This is a genomic window from Pseudomonas sp. B21-053, assembly GCF_026016365.1.
Lineage (GTDB): Bacteria > Pseudomonadota > Gammaproteobacteria > Pseudomonadales > Pseudomonadaceae > Aquipseudomonas > Aquipseudomonas nunensis.
Map to the genome: position 1 here is coordinate 4,358,267 of NZ_CP087205.1, position 18,955 is coordinate 4,377,221.

The window sequence follows — 18,955 nt, forward strand, 5'->3', positions numbered from 1 at the left end:
TGTAATAAGGAAGACGCCTGATGCTTTTGTTGGTAGTTGCAATCGCGGTTTTCGCAGCCTGGAGCTGGCTCAGCTACCCGGCCGTCGGTCATTGGATATATGACTTGAGCATGGCCCTGGAAGCCAAGCTGTATCGGCTGCACAAGATCGTCGTGCCGATCAGCGAAATGACCGTTTCGACCTGGCAAGGTGGCCCGTACGAAGCCTCCAGCAGCATATTGATGCTGCACGGTTTTACCGCCGACAAGAACCTCTGGCTGCGCTTTGCCCGGCACTTTGTCGGCGACCACCGGGTGATCATCCCCGACCTCGCCGGCCATGGTGAAACCGGCTTCAAGGCCGGAGGCGGCTACGACATCGGCCTGCAAGCCAAGCGGATGATCCAGTTGCTGGACGTGTGCGGCGTCGAGAAAGTGCACGTGATCGGCAGTTCCATGGGCGGCTACGTTGCGGCATGGCTGGCCGCGACTTATCCAGAGCGTGTGGCCTCGGTGGCGCTGCTCGACCCGGCAGGCGTCACCTCCCCCGAAATCAGCGACATGGACCGCCAGTTGGCCAAGGGGCACAACCCGTTCTTGATCCACTCGAGGGAGGAGTTCGAGTACTTCTACGCCATGTCCATGGCCAACCCGCCGTGGGTGCCAGGTGTGGTGATGGCCGCCATCGCTCAGCGTTACGAACAGAGCCGCGATGCGTTTGCGGAAATCTTCAGGGAGTTCCGCGCCAGCCCGCCAATGGAGCCGAAACTCCCCGACATCAAATGCCCGGCGTTGCTGTTGTGGGGCCGCAAGGACCGCATGATCGATGTCAGCAGCGTGGCGGTGTGGAGCAAGGGCATCGATAACTTGCGAGTGGACATCTGGGAAGGGATTGGCCATCTGCCGATGGTCGAGGAACCGGCAGGGACGGCGCGTTTGTATCGGGAGTTTCTGGGACCGCAAAAATGAACATTCTGTACGACGAACGCATCGACGGTGCTTTGCCCAATGTGGACAAAGCCGCCCTGCTCAACCGCCTGCACCAGCAAATCCCCGACCTGGACTTGCTCTGGCGCGAAGAAGAACTCAAGCCTTACGAATGCGATGGCCTCTCGGCCTACCGCACCACGCCGATGCTGGTGGCCCTGCCCCGGCGTCTGGAGCAGGTGCAAAAACTGCTGGAGATTTGCCACGCGCAACAGGTGCCGGTGGTGGCGCGCGGAGCCGGCACCGGGTTGTCCGGCGGGGCCTTGCCGCTGGAAAAAGGCGTGTTGCTGGTGATGGCGCGTTTCAACAATATCCTGCACATCGACCCCGCCGCCCGCACCGCGCGGGTCCAACCCGGCGTGCGTAACCTGGCGATCTCGCAAGCGGCGGCGCCATTCGGCTTGTATTACGCGCCGGACCCGTCCTCGCAAATCGCCTGCTCCATCGGCGGGAACGTCGCGGAAAATGCCGGCGGCGTGCATTGCCTCAAATACGGCCTGACCGTGCACAACCTGCTGAAACTGGAAGTGCTCACGGTCGAGGGCGAACGCCTGACGCTGGGCTCCGAAGCCCTGGATTCACCGGGTTTCGACCTGCTCGCACTGTTCACTGGTTCCGAAGGTTTGCTCGGGATCATCACCGAAGTCACGGTCAAGTTGCTGCCCAAACCGCAAGTCGCCAAGGTCTTGCTGGCCAGTTTCGATTCGGTGGAAAAGGCCGGCCGCGCCGTGGCCGATATTATCGCTGCCGGGATCATCCCCGGCGGCCTGGAAATGATGGACAACCTCGCCATCCGCGCCGCCGAAGACTTCATCCACGCCGGCTACCCGGTGGACGCCGAGGCGATCCTGCTGTGCGAACTGGACGGCGTCGAAGCCGATGTCCATGACGACTGCCAACGGGTGCGCGAGGTGATGCAACAGGCCGGCGCCAGCGAAGTGCGCCAGGCACAGGACGAGGCCGAACGCGTGCGCTTCTGGGCCGGACGCAAAAATGCCTTCCCGGCGATCGGGCGCCTGTCGCCGGATTACTACTGCATGGACGGCACCATTCCGCGCCGCGAACTGCCCGGCGTACTGCAAGGTATCGCCCGCCTCGGCGCCGAATACGGCTTGCGAGTCGCCAATGTGTTCCATGCTGGCGATGGCAATATGCATCCGCTGATTCTGTTCGACGCCAATCAACCCGGTGAACTGGCCCGGGCCGAAGCGTTGGGTGGGCAGATTCTCGAACTGTGCGTGAAAGTCGGCGGCAGCATTACCGGCGAGCATGGTGTCGGCCGGGAGAAAATCAATCAGATGTGCGCGCAGTTCAACAGCGACGAGCTGACCCTGTTTCACGCGGTCAAAGCCGCGTTCGATCCACAAGGCCTGCTCAACCCCGGCAAAAACATCCCGACCCTGCACCGCTGCGCAGAATTCGGCGCGATGCACATCCACGCCGGGCAACTGCCATTTCCTGAACTGGAGCGCTTCTGATGCTGGAATTCGATGCCAACGCCGCGCTGCTGGATCAGGTCAACCTGGCCCGGGAGAACGCCACGCCGCTGCGGATCCAGGGCAGCAACAGCAAGGCGTTTCTCGGTCGCGAGGTGGCCGGGGAAGTGCTCGACACCCGCGCCCATCGCGGCATCGTCAGCTATGACCCGACGGAACTCGTGGTAAGCGTCCGCGCCGGCACGCCGCTGAGTGAACTCTTGGACGCGCTCGATGCCAAGGGGCAAATGCTGCCCTGCGAGCCGCCATCCTTCGGCGAAGGCGCCACCGTCGGCGGGATGATCGCGGCGGGATTGTCCGGACCACGGCGCCCTTGGTCGGGCTCGGTGCGGGATTTTGTCCTCGGCACGCGAGTGATCACTGGCCTGGGCAAACACTTGCGGTTCGGCGGCGAAGTGATGAAAAACGTCGCCGGGTATGACCTGTCGCGCCTGCTGGTGGGCAGTTATGGTTGCCTCGGCGTGCTGACGGAAGTCTCGCTGAAAGTGCTGCCAAAACCCCGGCAATGTTTGAGCATCAGCCTGGAGATCGACAGCGCCCGGGCATTAAGCAAACTCGCCGAATGGGGCCAGCAGCCGCTGCCGATCAGCGCTGCGAGTCACGACGGTCAGCGTTTGTATCTGCGCCTGGAGGGTGGCGAAGGTTCAGTGACGGCAGCCCATCAACGGCTGGGCGGCGAGCCACTGGATTCCGGATATTGGACTTCGTTGAACGAGCAGCGACTCGGTTTTTTCGATGAAGGTTTGCCGTTGTGGCGACTGTCGCTGCCGAACAATCTCGGGCCTTTGGCGTTACCCGGCGAGCAGTTGATCGACTGGGCCGGCGCGCAACGCTGGTTGAAATCCGAGGCCACAAACATCCAGTCGATAGCCCATGAATTGGGCGGCCATGCCACCTGTTTCAGCCATGGCGCCAGCGAGACACCGTTCCAGCCACTGGCCCCGGCATTGCTGCGCTATCACCGGCAACTCAAGGCGCAACTCGACCCGCAAGGGCTGTTCAACCCCGGCCGGATGTACGCGGAGTTCTAGCATGCAAACCACCCTCAGCGAACAATCACGCAAACTGCCTCGGGCCGAGGAAGCGGAAAAAATCCTGCGCACCTGCGTGCATTGCGGATTCTGCAACGCCACTTGCCCGACCTATCAATTGCTGGGGGATGAGCTGGACGGCCCGCGCGGGCGCATTTATCTGATCAAGCAGGTGCTGGAAGGTGCGCCTGCCACGGCGAAAACCCAACTGCACCTGGACCGTTGCCTGTCGTGCCGCAACTGCGAAACCACCTGCCCGTCCGGGGTCGATTACCACAACCTGTTCGACATTGGTCGCGCGGTGGTCGATCAAGCCGTGCCACGTCCGGCGGGGCAGCGCTTGTTGCGCGAGGGCCTGCGCGCCTTGGCGCCGAACCCGAACCTGTTCAAGTCGCTGCTGCGGATCGGCGCGACATTCCGTCCGTTGTTGCCGCGCAGTGTCGAAGCGAAGCTGCCCCACGACTTGCCTGACACCGGCGAGCGCCCTGCCCCTCGACATGCACGTCGGGTGTTGATGCTCGAAGGCTGCGTGCAACCCGGTTTGTCGCCCAACACCAATGCCGCCACGGCGCGGGTGCTGGATCGGTTGGGGATCAGCGTCATCCCGGCGCCGCAGGCCGGTTGTTGCGGTGCGCTGGATTATCACCTCGACGCCCAGGCCAAAGGGCTGGAGCGCGCCCGACACAATATCGACGCCTGGTGGCCGCACCTGGAAAACGGCGCCGAAGCCATCGTCCAGACGGCCAGCGGTTGCGGCGCGTTCATCAAGGATTACGCGCATTTGCTGGAGGGCGATCCGCTGTATGCGGCCAAGGCTCAGCGGGTCAGCGCGCTGGCGCTGGATCTGGTGCAAGTGCTGGCCGATGAGCCACTGGAACGGGTGTGCGCCGCGACGGATCGCAAGATTGCCTTCCACTGCCCCTGCACGTTGCAGCACGCGCAGAAACTCGGCGGCGCGGTGGAGGCTGTCCTCACCCGATTGGGCTTCAACCTGACGGCGGTTCCCGACAGTCATTTATGTTGTGGTTCGGCCGGTACGTATTCCCTGACCCAACCGGAACTGGCGCGGCAACTGCGGGACAACAAGCTCAATGCCCTGGAAAGCGGCCAGCCCGAATTGATCGTCACTGCGAACATCGGCTGCCAGAGTCACCTCGCCAGCGCCGGGCGAACTCAGGTGCGGCACTGGATCGAACTGGTGGACCAGTCGCTGGGAGAATGAAGTTCGTAGGAATCTTCGTTTGTCGCCGCCGCTGAAGGCTGCGATCTTTTCCCCCATCCTCTCTGTCACCGCGCCAGGAATTTTTTTCATGAGCCACCCCAGCTTCGTCAGCCCCGACCTGATCCGCCAACGCTTCTCCAAAGCGATGTCCGACATGTACCGCGAAGAAGTGCCGCTGTACGGCGCGCTGATGGAACTGGTGGAGCAAACCAACCGCGACGTATTGGCCAACGATCCACAGATCGCCCGACAGCTCGAAAGCACCGGCGAAATTCAGCGCCTGGACCTGGAACGCCACGGCGCGATCCGCGTCGGCACCGCCGCAGAACTGGCGACCCTTGCCCGGCTGTTCGCGGTGATGGGCATGCAACCGGTGGGTTATTACGACCTGACCCCGGCCGGCGTGCCGGTGCATTCCACGGCGTTTCGCGCGGTGCACGAAGCGGCGTTGCAGGTCAGCCCGTTCCGGGTGTTCACCTCACTGCTGCGCCTGGAACTGATCGAAGACCTGGAGTTGCGGGCGTTCGCTCTATCGGTGCTGGATAAACGCTCGATCTTCACCCCCGAGGCGTTGGCGCTGATCGAACACGCCGAAACCCAGGGTGGGCTGACGGAAAAACAAGCCTGGGAATTCGTCGAGCAGGCGCTGGAAACCTTTCGCTGGCACCACAGCGCCACCGTCACCGCCGCGCAATACCAGCAACTCAGCGCCCAGCATCGACTGATCGCCGACGTCGTGGCGTTCAAAGGCCCGCACATCAATCACCTGACCCCGCGCACTCTGGATATCGATATCGTCCAGGCACAAATGCCGGCCCATGGCATCACCCCCAAAGCCGTGATCGAAGGCCCGCCGCGCCGTCAATGCCCGATCTTGCTGCGCCAGACCAGTTTCAAAGCGCTGGACGAGCCGATTGCTTTCACCGATCAAGACCAGACACGCGGCAGCCACAGCGCGCGCTTCGGCGAAATCGAACAACGCGGTGCGGCGCTCACGCCCAAAGGCCGGGCGCTTTACGATCGCCTGCTGAATGCCGCTCGGGATGAACTCAAGGACTTCCCGAACGAAGCCAATGCCGAGCGTTACAACGAGTTGATGGCGCAACACTTTGGCGAATTCCCTGACACGCTTGAAGGCATGCGCCGACAGGAACTGGCGTACTTTCGCTACTTCGTGACGGAAAAAGGCCTGGCCGCTGATGGGTTGGACGGCGTGACGCTGGACGATTTGCTCAGTGGCGGCTATGTGCGGGTTGAGCCCTTGGTGTATGAGGACTTCTTGCCGGTCAGCGCGGCAGGGATTTTCCAGTCGAACCTGGGGGATGCGGCGCAAACCCATTACGGTGTGCATTCAAACCAGCAGGCGTTCGAGCAAGCGCTGGGGCGCAGGACGATTGATGAGTTGGGGCTGTATGCCGAGACGCAGCAACGCTCGATTGATGAGTGTCTGACAGCCCTTAAGCGATGACGCATTGAAAAGATCGCAGCCTTCGGCAGCTCCTACGGGTGTACGCATTCCAATGTAGGAGCTGCCGAAGACTGCGATCTTTTGATCTTATTTTTTCAAGGCTGCCAATAACGCCTCAGCTGTAGCTTCGGATGAAGCCGGATTCTGCCCACTCAACAACAACCCATCCGTCGTCACATAGCTCGCCCAATCCTCGCCCTTCGAATAAATCCCGCCGTTGGCCTTCAACACATCCTCGACCAAAAACGGCACCACATCAGTCAGCTGCACCGCCTCTTCCTCGCTATTACTGAACCCGGTCACACGTTTGCCTTTGACCAACGGCTGACCGTCCGCATCTTTCACATGGCGCAACACACCCGGCGCATGGCAGACCGTTGCGACCGGTTTGCCGGCCTTGTACAGCGCTTCGATCAGTGCGATGGAATGCTTGTCTTCCGCCAGGTCCCAGAGCGGGCCATGACCGCCGGGGTAGAACACGGCGTCAAAATCCTCAGCCTTCACGCTGCTCAACACTACCGTGGACGACAACGCCGATTGCGCCGCCGAGTCTTTGCGGAAGCGGTCGGTAGCGGCGGTTTGCGCGTCCGGTTCGTCGCTTTTCGGGTCCAGCGGTGGCTGACCACCCTTGGGAGATGCGAGGGTCAACTGAGCGCCGGCGTCCTTGAACGTGTAATACGGCGCGGCGAATTCCTCCAGCCAGAAGCCGGTTTTCTTACCCGTGTTTCCCAATTGATCGTGGGACGTTAGAACCATCAGGATTTTCATGTCGTTCTCACTTGAAGTCAGGAATAGTCGGACGCTCGACGGCGCTTGGGTACAGAGTGATTGACCACCGGGTTGCGCGGATCGTTTCACTCATCGAAGGGCGGTGAGACCGGATGATACGGAGGCAGTTTAAATTTAAATATTGAAATATCTCAATATCGTGATACTTCTATAAAGGCGTTCACAGCGCACCCGGTTCAGCCACGGCTGACGGCGCACGAGCGCACTCATTCCGCTTTACAGGACTTACCGATGACCGGCTCCACGCTCTTCACGCCTATCCGCCTAGGCCCGTTCACCCTGCAAAATCGCCTGGTGCTGCCGCCGTTGACTCGCTCACGCAGCACTCAGCCCGGCAACATCCCCAATGCCCTGATGGCCGAGTATTACCGTCAACGCAGCAGTGCCGGCTTGCTGATCACTGAAGGGATTCAGATCGAGCCGCGCGGCCAGGGCTATGCCTGGACGCCGGGGATTCACACTCAGGAACAGATCGACGGCTGGAAACACGTGACGACTGCCGTGCACCTTGAAGGCAAACCGATTTTTGCCCAGTTGTGGCATGTCGGTCGGGTCTCCCACACCTCGCTGCAGCCGGATGGCGCGGCACCGGTCGCGCCTTCTGCGATCCCGGCGACGGCGGTGAGTGTGTTTATCGAAACCGGCCCAGGCACCGGCGCGCTGGCCGAGCCGTCCATGCCTCAGGCGCTGAGCACCGAGCAGGTCAAGGAACTCGTGCAGCTTTACGCTCAAGCGGCACGCAATGCCGTGGAGGCCGGTTTCGATGGCGTCGAATTGCATTGCGCCAACGGTTATCTGGTCAACCAGTTCATCTCCGCCCACAGCAACCAGCGCACTGACGAATATGGCGGCTCGTTGAGCAATCGCCTGCGCTTTCTGCGCGAGATCACGGAAGCCGTGGCCGCAGTAGTCGGCAAGGATCGGGTCGGGGTGCGATTTGCTCCGTTGTTCGCCAGCACCGATGAAGCGCGGGTATACCTCGGATTGGTGGAAGAGAACCCGCACGAAACTTACCTGGAAGCCGTCAGATTGATGGAACAGATCGGCATTGCCTACGTGTCCCTGGCCGAAGCCGACTGGGACAACGCCCCGGAACTGCCGATCACCTTCCGCCAAGCTGTGCGTGAGGCCTTCAGCGGATTGCTGATGTATGCCGGCAAGTACTCCAGCGAACGCGCCGACAAGGTACTGAACGCCGATTGGGGCGACTTGATCGGGTTCGGCCGCTGGTTTATCGCCAACCCGGACTTGCCGGCACGCCTGCTGAATCAGTGGCCGCTCAATGAACTCGATGCGTCCAGCCTGTACGGTGGAACCGACGTCGGTTACAGCGATTACCCGCGCTACCAGCCGAGTCTGTAAACTGCGCGGCAGATCGGCCCCTTGACCCAAGGCGCCGATCTGCCGGCCTCAGGGTTTCGGCTTATTTCGACGCAGCACACAGGCCCCCAGGCTCGACCATGACTCTTGATCTGAACGACATCATCAAAGCCCTTTCCAACCCCACGCGCCTGCAAATCATGCTGTGGTTGAAGGCGCCGCGCGTGCACTTCCCGACCCAGGAACGCGACCCGGAAGAAATCGGCGTGTGCGTCAGCATCATTCAGGAAAAGGTCGGCCTGTCGCAGTCCACCGTATCGCTGTACCTCACCGCCCTGCAACGGGCCAACCTGGTGACCTCGCAACGGATCGGACCCTGGACGTATTACCGACGTAACGAAACCGCGATCGCACAATTTGTCGAGCAGATCGGCGCCAGGCTCTAATGATGGCGCATGGCCTTGATGCGCAAGAAGTTGCGCACTTGTTCCGCGAAAACCAGCTCCAATATCGCTAAGCGCCAGACCTGCCGGGGGCTGTAGCCGAGTGCGCAAGAAGTTGCGCAGTACTGCGCAACTTCTTGCGCACTTTGTCAGGGGATTTCACTCAATGTTCGTCCAAGTGCTTGAAAATCCTCCGCCATCCCCCCGGTTTACCTGGCCTTCACCTTTTCTGGCACGGACCTTGATAACAGTCAGGCACCCACCGGGCGATACCGCCTCCCGGGCACCCTAAATTTTCAGCAAGGAGCACATCCATGGCTACTCCAGCGTACATGTCCGTAACTGGCGAGAAACAAGGTCTGATCACTGCCGGCGCATTCACCGCCGACTCGGTTGGCAACACTTATCAAGAAGGTCACGAAGACCAAGTCATGGTTCAAGCTTTCAGCCACGACGTGATCATCCCGCGTGACCCACAGTCCGGCCAACCAACCGGTCAGCGCGTTCACAAGCCAGTTGTGATCACCAAGGTCTACGACAAGGCTTCGCCACTGCTGCAAGCAGCTCTGACCTCCGGCGAGCGCATGAGCGAAATCGTTATCCAGTGGTACCGCACTTCGGCCCAAGGGACCCAAGAGCACTACTACACCACCAAACTGGAAGACGCGATCATCGTCGCCATCAACAACAAAATGCACAACTGCCAGGACCCGTCGAACTCCCACTTCACGCACCTGGAAGAAGTGCAGTTCACCTACCGTAAAATCACCTGGACCCACGAAGTATCCGGTACTTCGGGTTCCGATGACTGGCGTCAACCAGTCGCTTAATCGCGGCTGACCGCTTCACGCATCGGCCAGCTCTGCTGGTCGATGTTGTTTACGCCTTTCCAGAATTTCGCGTCTGCTGATCCTTTGATCGGGTATTGGTTTACGCCGCAGCACTGCACGAGGAACAAGGGATGTTCGCGCCGGCCAATCAGACTCACTTTGCCCTGACTATCGAAGGTCTGGATAACGACCTCCAGGTGCTTGCCCTGCAAGGTCGGGAAGCCATCAGCCAGCCTTTTGTGTTTGAGGTAGAGCTGGTCAGCGAGAAGCCGTCTCTGGACCTCGAAACCCTGCTGCACAAACCGGCCTTCCTGCAGCTTTCGCCTGACGGCAGCGGCATCCACGGCCAGATCTATCGCGCCGCCCAGGGTGATTCCGGCAAACGCCTGACCCGCTACGCGGTGACCCTGCGCCCGCAACTGTCTTACCTGGCGCACCGCATCAACCAACGCATCTTCCAGAACCTTACAGTGCCGAAAATCGTCGGCATGGTCCTCGAAGAGCACGGTATCCAAGGCAACGCCTACGAATTCAAGGTCGGGGCGATTTATCCCGAGCGCATCTACTGCGTTCAGTACGATGAATCGGACCTGCAGTTCATTCAGCGCCTGTGCGAGGAAGAAGGTATTCACTACCACTTCCAGCACAGCGCCACGGCCCACAAGCTTGTGTTCGGCGATGACCAGACGGTGTTCCCGAAACTCGCGCCCGTGGCCTACCAGCAAGACTCCGGCATGGTCGCCACCGACCCGGTGATCAAGCGCTTCGACCTGCGCCTGGAAACCCGCACCAGCCGCACCACCCGCCGCGACTACGACTTCGAAAAACCGCGCATGACGCTGGAAAGCGAAAACCGCGGCGACGCCCTGCCCGACCTTGAAGACTACGACTACCCAGGTCGCTTCATCGACCGCGAGCGCGGCAAACACCTGGCCAAACGCGCCCTCGAACGCCACCGCAGCGACTTCCAACTCGCCGAAGGCCGCAGCGATCAGCCGATCCTCGTCAGCGGCCACTTCCTGGCCCTGACCCAACACCCGAAAGCCAAGTGGAACGATCTGTGGCTACTGACTGAAGTCCTCCACGAAGGCAAACAGCCGCAAGTGCTGGAAGAGTCGGTCACCAGCAACACCACAGCCTTGAAGGACGACTTCCATCAAGGCTATCGCAACCGATTCCAGGCCACCCCGTGGGACGTACCGAACCGCCCACCGCTGAACCACCCCAAGCCACGGATCCTCGGCAGCCAGAGCGCCGTGGTCACCGGGCCCAAAGGTGAAGAGATCCACTGCGACCAGTACGGCCGCGTCAAAGTGCAATTCCACCGGGACCGCGAAGGCCAGGCCGACGACAAAACCAGCTGCTGGCTGCGCGTCTCCTCCGCCTGGGCCGGCGCGCACTACGGCGGCATCGCCATCCCGCGCATCGGTATGGAAGTGCTGGTGACCTTCCTCGAAGGCGACCCGGATCAACCGCTGATCAGCGGCTGCCTGTACCACAAGGAAAACGTCGTCCCCTACGACCTGCCGGCGAACAAAACCCGCAGCACCTTCAAAACCCTGAGCTCCCCCGGTGGTGGCGGTTACAACGAACTGCGCATTGAGGATAAGAAAGGTCAGGAACAAATCTTCCTGCACGCCCAGCGGGATTGGGATGAAAACGTCGAGCACGACCAGAAGATTCGGGTCGGGAATGAACGGCACGATACTGTTGAGCAAAACAGCTACACCGAATTCAAGGCCGAAGAACACCACACCGTCTACGCCGACCGCAAAGTCGAAACCCGCGCCAACGACCACCTCACCGTAGGCGTCAATCAACACATCAAAATCGGCACCGGACAATTCATCGAAGCCGGCCAGGAAATTCACCTGAGCAGCGGCATGAAAGTCGTGCTCGAAGCCGGCAGCGAACTGACCCTCAAGGGCGGCGGCAGCTTCATCAAGATCGACGGCAGCGGCGTCACCCTGAGCGGCCCGGTGATCAACATGAACTCCGGCGGCAGCCCGGGGAATGGCACGGTTGCGGCACCGTTGATGCCCGGCGCGTTGAAACAGGCGGATGCGGATAAAGCGGGTGCTGTGTTGACGCCAGCGCAGATCAATACGCTGAAACGTAATGCGCCGTTCTGTGAAGAGTGTGAAAAATGCAAGGCAGGTGCTTGTGCGATCTGATCTTTTGACCCCGCAGTCGTGGCTTGCTGAACGTCCTTTGCAAGCGGGTGAGCGTCTCTATTTGATCGTCAGCGCCGCCAGCGATGCCGAAGCGCTGAAGAGCCTTTATCAATTGGAACCCACCACCCAGGTCACCCCGATCTGGGGCGGCACCCCCTACGCCGCCTGGCAACCGGTGATGCCCTACCTCACCGAGATCAAACCCAACTCGAACTTCCTGTCGTGGATCGCCGAAACCGATGCCCAGGATTGGGGTTGGTTGGCCGTGTCCCGCAGCGAACCGGAGGTGGTGTTTGAGCATTTGCGGAGTTTGACCCAGGTGAAGATGCCGGACGGGACTGAGGTGTTCTTCCGGTTTTGGGATGGACGGCATATTTATCCGATTCTTGAAGGGTTGGGTGAAGCGGCTGGGGAAGTGCTGCCGGTGTTTGATCGGTACTTGATTAACGGCCAGAGGCTTGAGGTTGGGCCGAGGGTGGTGCCGCCGGCGAAGGATTGGCCTTGGTGGGAGGTGCCGACGGGGTTGTTGGATGGGCTCGCCAAGCAGAACCCGTCAACCCTGATCGGCAACCTGATGCAATGGCTGGGAGAGGAACGCCCAGACATCTACGCCGCTTATCCCGAGAGCAACCTGAAGCTGAAAATCGCACGTTTCGTGCGTAAGGCCGATGCTCCGAAAAATCTTAATGAAGCACTGTTAAACCACCTGATTCTGGAGCAAGGCTGATGGATCGCGTTGCCTTTGTTGATAACCAACTGAGTACGTTCAAGGACAGTCTGAAACTTTATCGTGAACTGACCGAAAGCAATTTCGCCCAGTGGGTGGATAAAGGTCCTCAGTTCTTTGACAGACCAGCCTTATTTGGAATGAACAGGACCGTTAAGCTCGGTAGTGCGAGCGCGACAGTTAGCACAAACGATAGCGAGTTTTCATCCACGGTTGCCGTATGCCCGGAAGATGGCAAGTTGCTGATCGAGAGCAAGTTCGTATCCCTGCATGACATCCCTGTTGGCAACATTAAGGTCGATGTCACGCCAGTAAAGGGTGGTGGCCCCGTCCCTGTTGAGCTGGACGAACATGGCAAAGGTGTTTTCAACGGAGTCGCTGGGAAAAAATACTATGTCCGTGTCCAGAGCAATGTAACCAAGGAACAAGTCACCGCGCTTTTTGACTCCTACGATGGTCTGACCCAGCAGCTGCAAACGTGGCTTGAAGCTGAGTGGAAAAACTATAAGCCGCTATGGCCAACGCAGACATTGTCGACCACCTACCTTGCACAGCTCAATGGTTCTGCCATTGGTACTTGGGAGGCCATCAAGGGTGCGTTTGATGGCCTGAAACGCATATTCGAGATTCTTAAGGACCCTCAGAAATATGCAGAAGAGCTGGGTCAAAGTGCCACTGACCTGATCAAACTGGCGAAAGAAACACCGGCGGCCATGGAAAGGCTCATGTTGCTGGCAAGTGATCAGGCTGCGTTATTTTTGCTGCTTAAAACCGCAGCTATCTGGCTTATTGAGTTGCCGCCTAGCGTGGTCGCAGGCGAGTTCTCTAAGCAGGCTTCCAGCATTCTGGTAACCATTCTTATCGACCTCGTGTTAGCCCTAGTATTGACCTACGCGGTCGCAGGTTCAGGTATTGCCTATTTGGGCGTTCGCCTAGCGAACTACGGCACAAAAATTCTTGAAGCGGTAACCGGCTTCATCAAGTCTGTCTTCAATATCCTGAAAGCCTTCATGGAGGCTATTGATAAATACAAGAAGGTAGCTGCTCGTGCAGCGGTTGGGGCTTTTGAAAAAGGTAAAGTGAAGATTGGTTGGGGTCGACAAGATCACGCAAAAGTACGCGAGCATGAACACCATGATGACGACTCCAAGCAATCTACAAACCCTGATGAAAAAAGCGCTACCTGCGCCAAGAAAACCTGTACTAACGGTTGCCCGGTATCCATGGTCACTGGTGAAGAGTTACTGACTCTGACCGATGGCGAACTTGGGGGGGTGTTACCGTTCAGTTGGACGCGCCTTTATCGCACCAGTGCGGCAGAAATCGATTGTGGTCTGGGTTTCGGCTGGAGTCACGCCCTGGCTCAACGTGTAGAAATCACTGGTAACGAGGTTATCTGGACCAACCACGAAAATCTCGTCACCACGTTTCCTCTTCCGACCGTGCAACGACCCGCTATTACCAACCAACTTTCCGAAGCGGCAATCTTCATCGGAGAAGATCCCTCAGAACTGATACTTACCCAGGCAGGCGAAGTATCGCAGTTCTACCACTTCCGCTATGACAGCAAGGGCGCCACGCTGGTTGCCATCAGCGACAAGTACGAAAATCGCCTCCACATCACCCGTGACATTCATGGGCGTATCAAGCGTGTGGACAACGGCTCCGGCCGTGCCTTGCTGTTGCGTTACGATCGCAAACATATTGTTGGCGTCGATTACCAACAGTTCAGCCCTGCAGATAATCTGGAAGATGCCTGGAGCACCATCCAGACATTGGTCAGCTATCGCTACGACGAACAACATCACTTGGTTGAAGCAAAGAACGCCACCGGTGAGAGCGAACGATACGCTTACGATGAGAAGCACGTCATTCTCGAAAGACAACTGGCTGGAGGTGCAAGCTTCTTCTGGGAATGGGAAAACGAAGGAAGATCCTCACGATGCATCCATCACTGGGCGAATTTTTCGCAGATGGATGCTCGCTACGCTTGGGATGACAAAGGTAGCGTCACTGTTACCAATGCCGACGGCAGTGAGGAAATCTACACCCACGACGATCAAGCACGACTCATCAGCAAAGTCGATCCGGATGGCGCCGAGCATCTCAAAGCATATGATGAAAAAGGCCGGTTGATTGCCGAGAAAGATCCGCTAGGCACAGTTACAGAGCTTCGATATAACGAAGCCGGGCGCCTGGAAGCAGTCATTCCGCCAGAAGACGCACCAACCTTATACGAATACAGCAACGGTTTTGTAACGGTAGTTCGGCGTGACGAAGCGGTCTGGAAATATCAGCGCAATATCCAAGGCGACATCACTCAACAAATAGACCCCGACGGCAATGCCACCCATTACAGCTACGACGGGCGAGGCCGCCTGTTGGAGATCTGTCACCCGGATGGCAGCCGCCATAAACTGGGTTGGAACAATCTCGGCGAATTGATAGAAGAGCAACTGCCGGATGGCGGACAACGCAAGTATCGCTACGACGCATTGGGTAGGCAGATCACTCGCCAAGACGAAAACGGCACCATTACTCAGTACCAATGGGATGCTGCCAACCGCCTTGCTCAAATCACCCTGCCCGGCGGTTCCACTCGCGCGTTCACCTACAACCCATACGGTCGTGTCACCGCTGAACGCGATGAATTGGGACGCGTCACCCGCTATGAATATGCCGATGGCCTGCACCTGGTCAGCCGCCGTATCAACCCGGATGGCAGTCAGCTGCGCTACCGCTACGACAATTCGCGCCTATTACTCAGCGACATCGAAAACGAACGTGGCGAGCAGTATCACCTCGACTACTACGCTAACGGCCTGATCCAGCAGGAAATCGGCTTCGATGGCCGTCGTACTGCTTACGAATATGACCTTAACGGCCAACTGCTGAAAAAAACCGAATTCGGTGACGACGGCAGCGAACTGGTCACTGGGTACCAACGCGACTCGTCTGGCCGCCTGTTGGTAAAAACCTTGGCTGACGGAGAAGAAATTCACTATAGCTACGACGCCCTCGGTCGCCTCGTAAATGTCGACGACGGCAATTGGCCCCTCGCCTACGAGTACGACCTGCAAGACCGCCTAATCACCGAGCACCAAGGTTGGGGCACGCTGCGTTATGAGTACGACAATCTCGGGCAACTGAGCCACTGTCGCCTACCCGATGGCAGCAAGCTCGACTACCGCCACCAACCCGGCGGCCGATTGAGCAGCATTGACCTCAACGGTTCGCGCCTGACTAGTCACCAATTCAGCGCCGGCTGCGAACAACAACGCCAGCAAGGGCTGTTGCTCAGTCAATATCAATACGACGACCAAGGCCGGTTGCAAGAGCATACCGTCAGCCAACAAGAACGAAATCTGTTCCGCCGCCGCTATGCCTACAACGCCAACGGCAACCTTGCGGGCATCGACGACAGCCGCAAAGGCAGCCTCAGCTACCACTACGATCCGCTCGACCGCTTGATCAACGTCCGTGGCACCACTCCGGAAAGTTTCGCTCACGATCCGGCGGGCAATCTGCTCGGCCAAGGTAATCAGCAGGCCGCCAAACTGGCTAACGTCAGAGGTAACCGCCTGCTGATGCAGGGCGACCGTCACTATGACTACGACGCTCACGGAAACCTGAGTCGCGAACGCTGCGGCACTGGGCAAAAGCTCGTTACCGAATACCATTACGACTGCCAGCATCGTCTCATTGGCGTCAGCATGCCCGGTGGCAGCACCGCGTCCTACAAATACGACGCCTTCGGCCGTCGTATCGCCAAGACCGTCGATGGTCGAACCACAGAATTTATGTGGCAAGGCGAACGCGTTATTGCTGAAAGTGCGGAAAATCGCTATCGCACCTACATCTACGAACCGGACAGCTTTCGCCCATTGGCCATGCTTGATGGTGAAGGCCCGCTGAAAGCGACACCGTTTTACTACCAACTTGACCATTTGGGCACACCGCAAGAACTCACTGATTACAGCGGCGAAATCATGTGGTCGGCGAAATACCGGGCTTATGGCAACCTCGCCACACTCGATATCGCCGAAATAGACAACCCGCTGCGCTTTCAAGGTCAGTACTTCGATGCTGAGACGGGCCTACACTACAACCGCCATCGCTACTACAATCCGGGGACCGGCCGGTATCTGACACCGGATCCAATCAAGCTTGCGGGTGGGTTGAACAATTACCAGTACGTGCCTAACCCTACGGGGTGGGTGGATCCGTTGGGGTTGAACAGTGATTGTCCGGGTGGAGCTAATTGCAAACCTGGAACCGTTGAGGATCCAGCGAGTAACGCTAAGGTTAACGAGGGAACATCAGGTGCACCTGATGTTCAATGGACAAATCACGGTAACAAGCACGTCGCGCCCAAAGCTCCTTGGCCAGATGTTGTTAAATCTACGGCAAACGGAGGTAAGGCAAAGTACTTACCTGGAACAGATATCGAAGCTCTTGAGCGTCATGCGTTCAAAAATGGCCAAGACGTTAGCAATGGAAAACCATGGAAAGTTATTGACATGGGCAAAACCATTGGCGCCAATGACGGTAAGGAAACGCGATTTATGAGGGTTGAGCTGAGTGCAAACACTATTCATGGCCACCCTATCTCCGAAGACGCTTTCAAAAAACTCACTAAAGCGAAGAAAAACTAAATGGATATACAAAAAATAATTGAACTTGGCGGAGTAATCACATTCGATGACATATCCCATATCGATCAGTCTATTGATAGATCAATGATCATTGATGATTTAAAGGAAGATTTATTTCAAGCCCTCTTCCCTCATGATCAGATCCTTGATATAGGCTGGTATCCTGAGTTTAGTGAAAACGGTACATTCAGGATCTCTTTAATTAAAGCGTACGACTGGGAAAAACCGACTTTCAGCGACAAAGCAAAAACCTGGGAAGAACTACACAAAGCTATTTCCAGCGCTTTAAAAAAACTAGAAATATGACACACATCAACCTGACAACAAAGCATAAATTTAGTTTGTAACTTTAATTAAATTTGTCCTTTTTTTGGTTTTTATCAAAGACGAACCGACACATGGAAGGGTGTTGTCGCTCAATTTAAATCCCGAGAACAAGAAACCTTTATAAGATTAAAGAAAGAAGCGCCGACGCGTTCAAATCTGCAATTGATTTAGTCAAGTGGCTCTAACGCGCAGAAAACCTCCCGAGCCGACGCGATTTACAAGCTGAGCCAAAGTGCTTTACATTCGCTATATGATGACACATGCGAATCGCTGCTTCTGAATTGGCGGGGAGATATCGAGGTATCTAACCATGAATATATTAGATTTTTTACAGCAAAACTTCATCTTGCAAACAGCGAGATAAAATCAGATAAACTGTTAGAAAAATCAGCAGAAGAAAGTTTCACTTTCAAAAATTAATATATTATAAAAAACCAGTGATGCGTATAAAAATGAACTCATCACTCAAAAAGAAACTGCAAACGCATCTTCATCGGCAATGCCAGGATTTGAAGATCTTATAAGTGCGATTTCAAGAATGGCGCCCGAAGCGATACTTTCAATGCGCTTCATTGAGAGCACCAGTTGGGACTGGTCGCGTTTTTTATGATGAAAGAAACACATTCATTGGCGCGATAATTTGAAAAAAGAAAAACATAAACTGGGAGACGCCCCCAAACTGGGACGGTTCGGAGGAAATGCAACGAACCTTTAACGCCAAAAAAGACAACTAAAAGGCTATTAATAAATGGGACACCCATTAAACTGTGCACAGTCAAGGATAAAGGGGCTACTTTCGTTGAAGCCTACAGCCGTATACACCTGCCGACAGGAAACTCTTTAAGAAAAACTCGCACAATTTTGTAGAGACCGAGTAGCAGAGACCACGACATGATCCCGAGCAAGCTGATTCAACTTATTGAAAAGCAACCTGCCGATATCCACCGATTAGATAAACGCTCTGCCGCCGAAGCGCTAACAGCACTGAATATCAGTTTAGATAGTGAAATTTCAGAATTTTTCTTAGATTACAAGGTAAGTTTTTTCAGAAGCAACTCATCTGATGAACAGCTGTGCGACATTGCACATCCAAGCAATCAAATAGAAGTGGGCACCAACTTCATTCATGAAGTATGGGAGCTCCCAGAGAATTTCATTTGCCTAACAAGTGTTCAAGGCGAAGGATGCTATCTATATGACAAAAATAGCGGCAAGGTTTTAGATTTTAGCCTTGCTAACCGGGATGATTTTCTAGCAGGTAAACAGCAGTTAAAGTGGTGCCGTTTTTTTGAATTTCTCACTTGGTATTTGTCTTGAAAATAAAACCAACTGAAACAAATTTCACAGATCACTGAGCACGAACATTGGTAGATGCTTCATTAAAATAATAATCAAACCATAAAAATATTGATCGACATCGTAAGAGACCAAAAAAGATCACAAATTAAATTTCTATGCTATAAAATAAACCGACTTCTTTTTTTCGTAAACCACTGAAAAAAGCCTAA

The 18,955-nt window shown here is 56.7% G+C and carries 14 protein-coding genes; 13 read left to right on the top strand and 1 reads right to left on the bottom strand.

Annotated elements, in window-relative coordinates:
- The first annotated feature begins 20 nt into the window (after positions 1-20).
- The 5 genes from LOY68_RS19525 (at position 21) to LOY68_RS19545 (ending at position 6,182) form a co-directional block, all read left to right on the top strand.
- Positions 21-947: an alpha/beta fold hydrolase gene (locus LOY68_RS19525; RefSeq protein ID WP_265039245.1), complete on the top strand. Its 927-nt coding sequence runs from the start codon at positions 21-23 to the stop codon at positions 945-947.
- The gene (gene glcD / locus LOY68_RS19530; RefSeq protein WP_265039246.1) at positions 944-2,443 is read left to right on the top strand and encodes a glycolate oxidase subunit GlcD; all 1,500 of its coding nucleotides are present in this window, start codon (positions 944-946) and stop codon (positions 2,441-2,443) included. The genes LOY68_RS19525 and glcD overlap by 4 nt, the downstream gene beginning before the upstream one ends.
- On the top strand, positions 2,443-3,492 hold the full coding sequence (glcE, locus tag LOY68_RS19535) for a glycolate oxidase subunit GlcE (protein WP_265039248.1): 1,050 nt from the start codon (positions 2,443-2,445) through the stop codon (positions 3,490-3,492). The genes glcD and glcE overlap by 1 nt, the downstream gene beginning before the upstream one ends.
- Position 3,493: 1 nt before the next feature.
- Positions 3,494-4,714 (top strand): glycolate oxidase subunit GlcF, encoded by a 1,221-nt coding sequence (gene glcF / locus LOY68_RS19540; protein WP_265039250.1) that lies wholly within the window; start codon positions 3,494-3,496, stop codon positions 4,712-4,714.
- Positions 4,715-4,802: 88 nt separating this feature from the next.
- Complete coding sequence (locus tag LOY68_RS19545; RefSeq protein ID WP_265039252.1) at positions 4,803-6,182, top strand: VOC family protein; 1,380 nt, start codon at positions 4,803-4,805, stop codon at positions 6,180-6,182.
- 87 nt (positions 6,183-6,269) lie between these two features.
- On the opposite strand, the gene LOY68_RS19550 is transcribed toward LOY68_RS19545, so the two are convergent.
- Positions 6,270-6,950, bottom strand: a complete 681-nt coding sequence (locus LOY68_RS19550) for a type 1 glutamine amidotransferase domain-containing protein (protein WP_265039254.1) — start codon at positions 6,948-6,950, stop codon at positions 6,270-6,272.
- A gap of 252 nt (positions 6,951-7,202) precedes the next feature.
- Between LOY68_RS19550 and LOY68_RS19555 the strand changes: the two genes are divergently transcribed.
- The 8 genes from LOY68_RS19555 (at position 7,203) to LOY68_RS19590 (ending at position 18,764) form a co-directional block, all read left to right on the top strand.
- On the top strand, positions 7,203-8,333 hold the full coding sequence (locus tag LOY68_RS19555) for an alkene reductase (RefSeq protein ID WP_265039256.1): 1,131 nt from the start codon (positions 7,203-7,205) through the stop codon (positions 8,331-8,333).
- Positions 8,334-8,431: 98 nt separating this feature from the next.
- The gene (locus LOY68_RS19560) at positions 8,432-8,737 is read left to right on the top strand and encodes an ArsR/SmtB family transcription factor (protein WP_163914078.1); all 306 of its coding nucleotides are present in this window, start codon (positions 8,432-8,434) and stop codon (positions 8,735-8,737) included.
- Positions 8,738-9,048: 311 nt separating this feature from the next.
- Positions 9,049-9,564 carry an Hcp family type VI secretion system effector gene (locus tag LOY68_RS19565; protein WP_054051032.1) on the top strand — a complete coding sequence of 172 codons (516 nt, stop codon included), beginning with the start codon at positions 9,049-9,051 and terminating at the stop codon, positions 9,562-9,564.
- Between the two features lie 131 nt (positions 9,565-9,695).
- Positions 9,696-11,738, top strand: coding sequence for a type VI secretion system tip protein TssI/VgrG (gene tssI / locus LOY68_RS19570; protein WP_265039263.1), 2,043 nt, complete (start codon positions 9,696-9,698; stop codon positions 11,736-11,738).
- Positions 11,728-12,465 carry a DUF4123 domain-containing protein gene (locus tag LOY68_RS19575; RefSeq protein ID WP_265039265.1) on the top strand — a complete coding sequence of 246 codons (738 nt, stop codon included), beginning with the start codon at positions 11,728-11,730 and terminating at the stop codon, positions 12,463-12,465. The genes tssI and LOY68_RS19575 overlap by 11 nt, the downstream gene beginning before the upstream one ends.
- A complete protein-coding gene (locus LOY68_RS19580) occupies positions 12,465-17,120 on the top strand; it encodes an RHS repeat protein (protein ID WP_265039267.1) in 4,656 nt (1,551 codons plus the stop codon). Before LOY68_RS19575 ends, LOY68_RS19580 begins: the two co-directional genes overlap by 1 nt.
- Positions 17,121-17,426: a hypothetical protein gene (locus LOY68_RS19585; protein WP_265039269.1), complete on the top strand. Its 306-nt coding sequence runs from the start codon at positions 17,121-17,123 to the stop codon at positions 17,424-17,426.
- Between the two features lie 912 nt (positions 17,427-18,338).
- Positions 18,339-18,764 (top strand): SMI1/KNR4 family protein, encoded by a 426-nt coding sequence (locus LOY68_RS19590; protein WP_265039270.1) that lies wholly within the window; start codon positions 18,339-18,341, stop codon positions 18,762-18,764.
- Positions 18,765-18,955 lie beyond the last annotated feature (191 nt).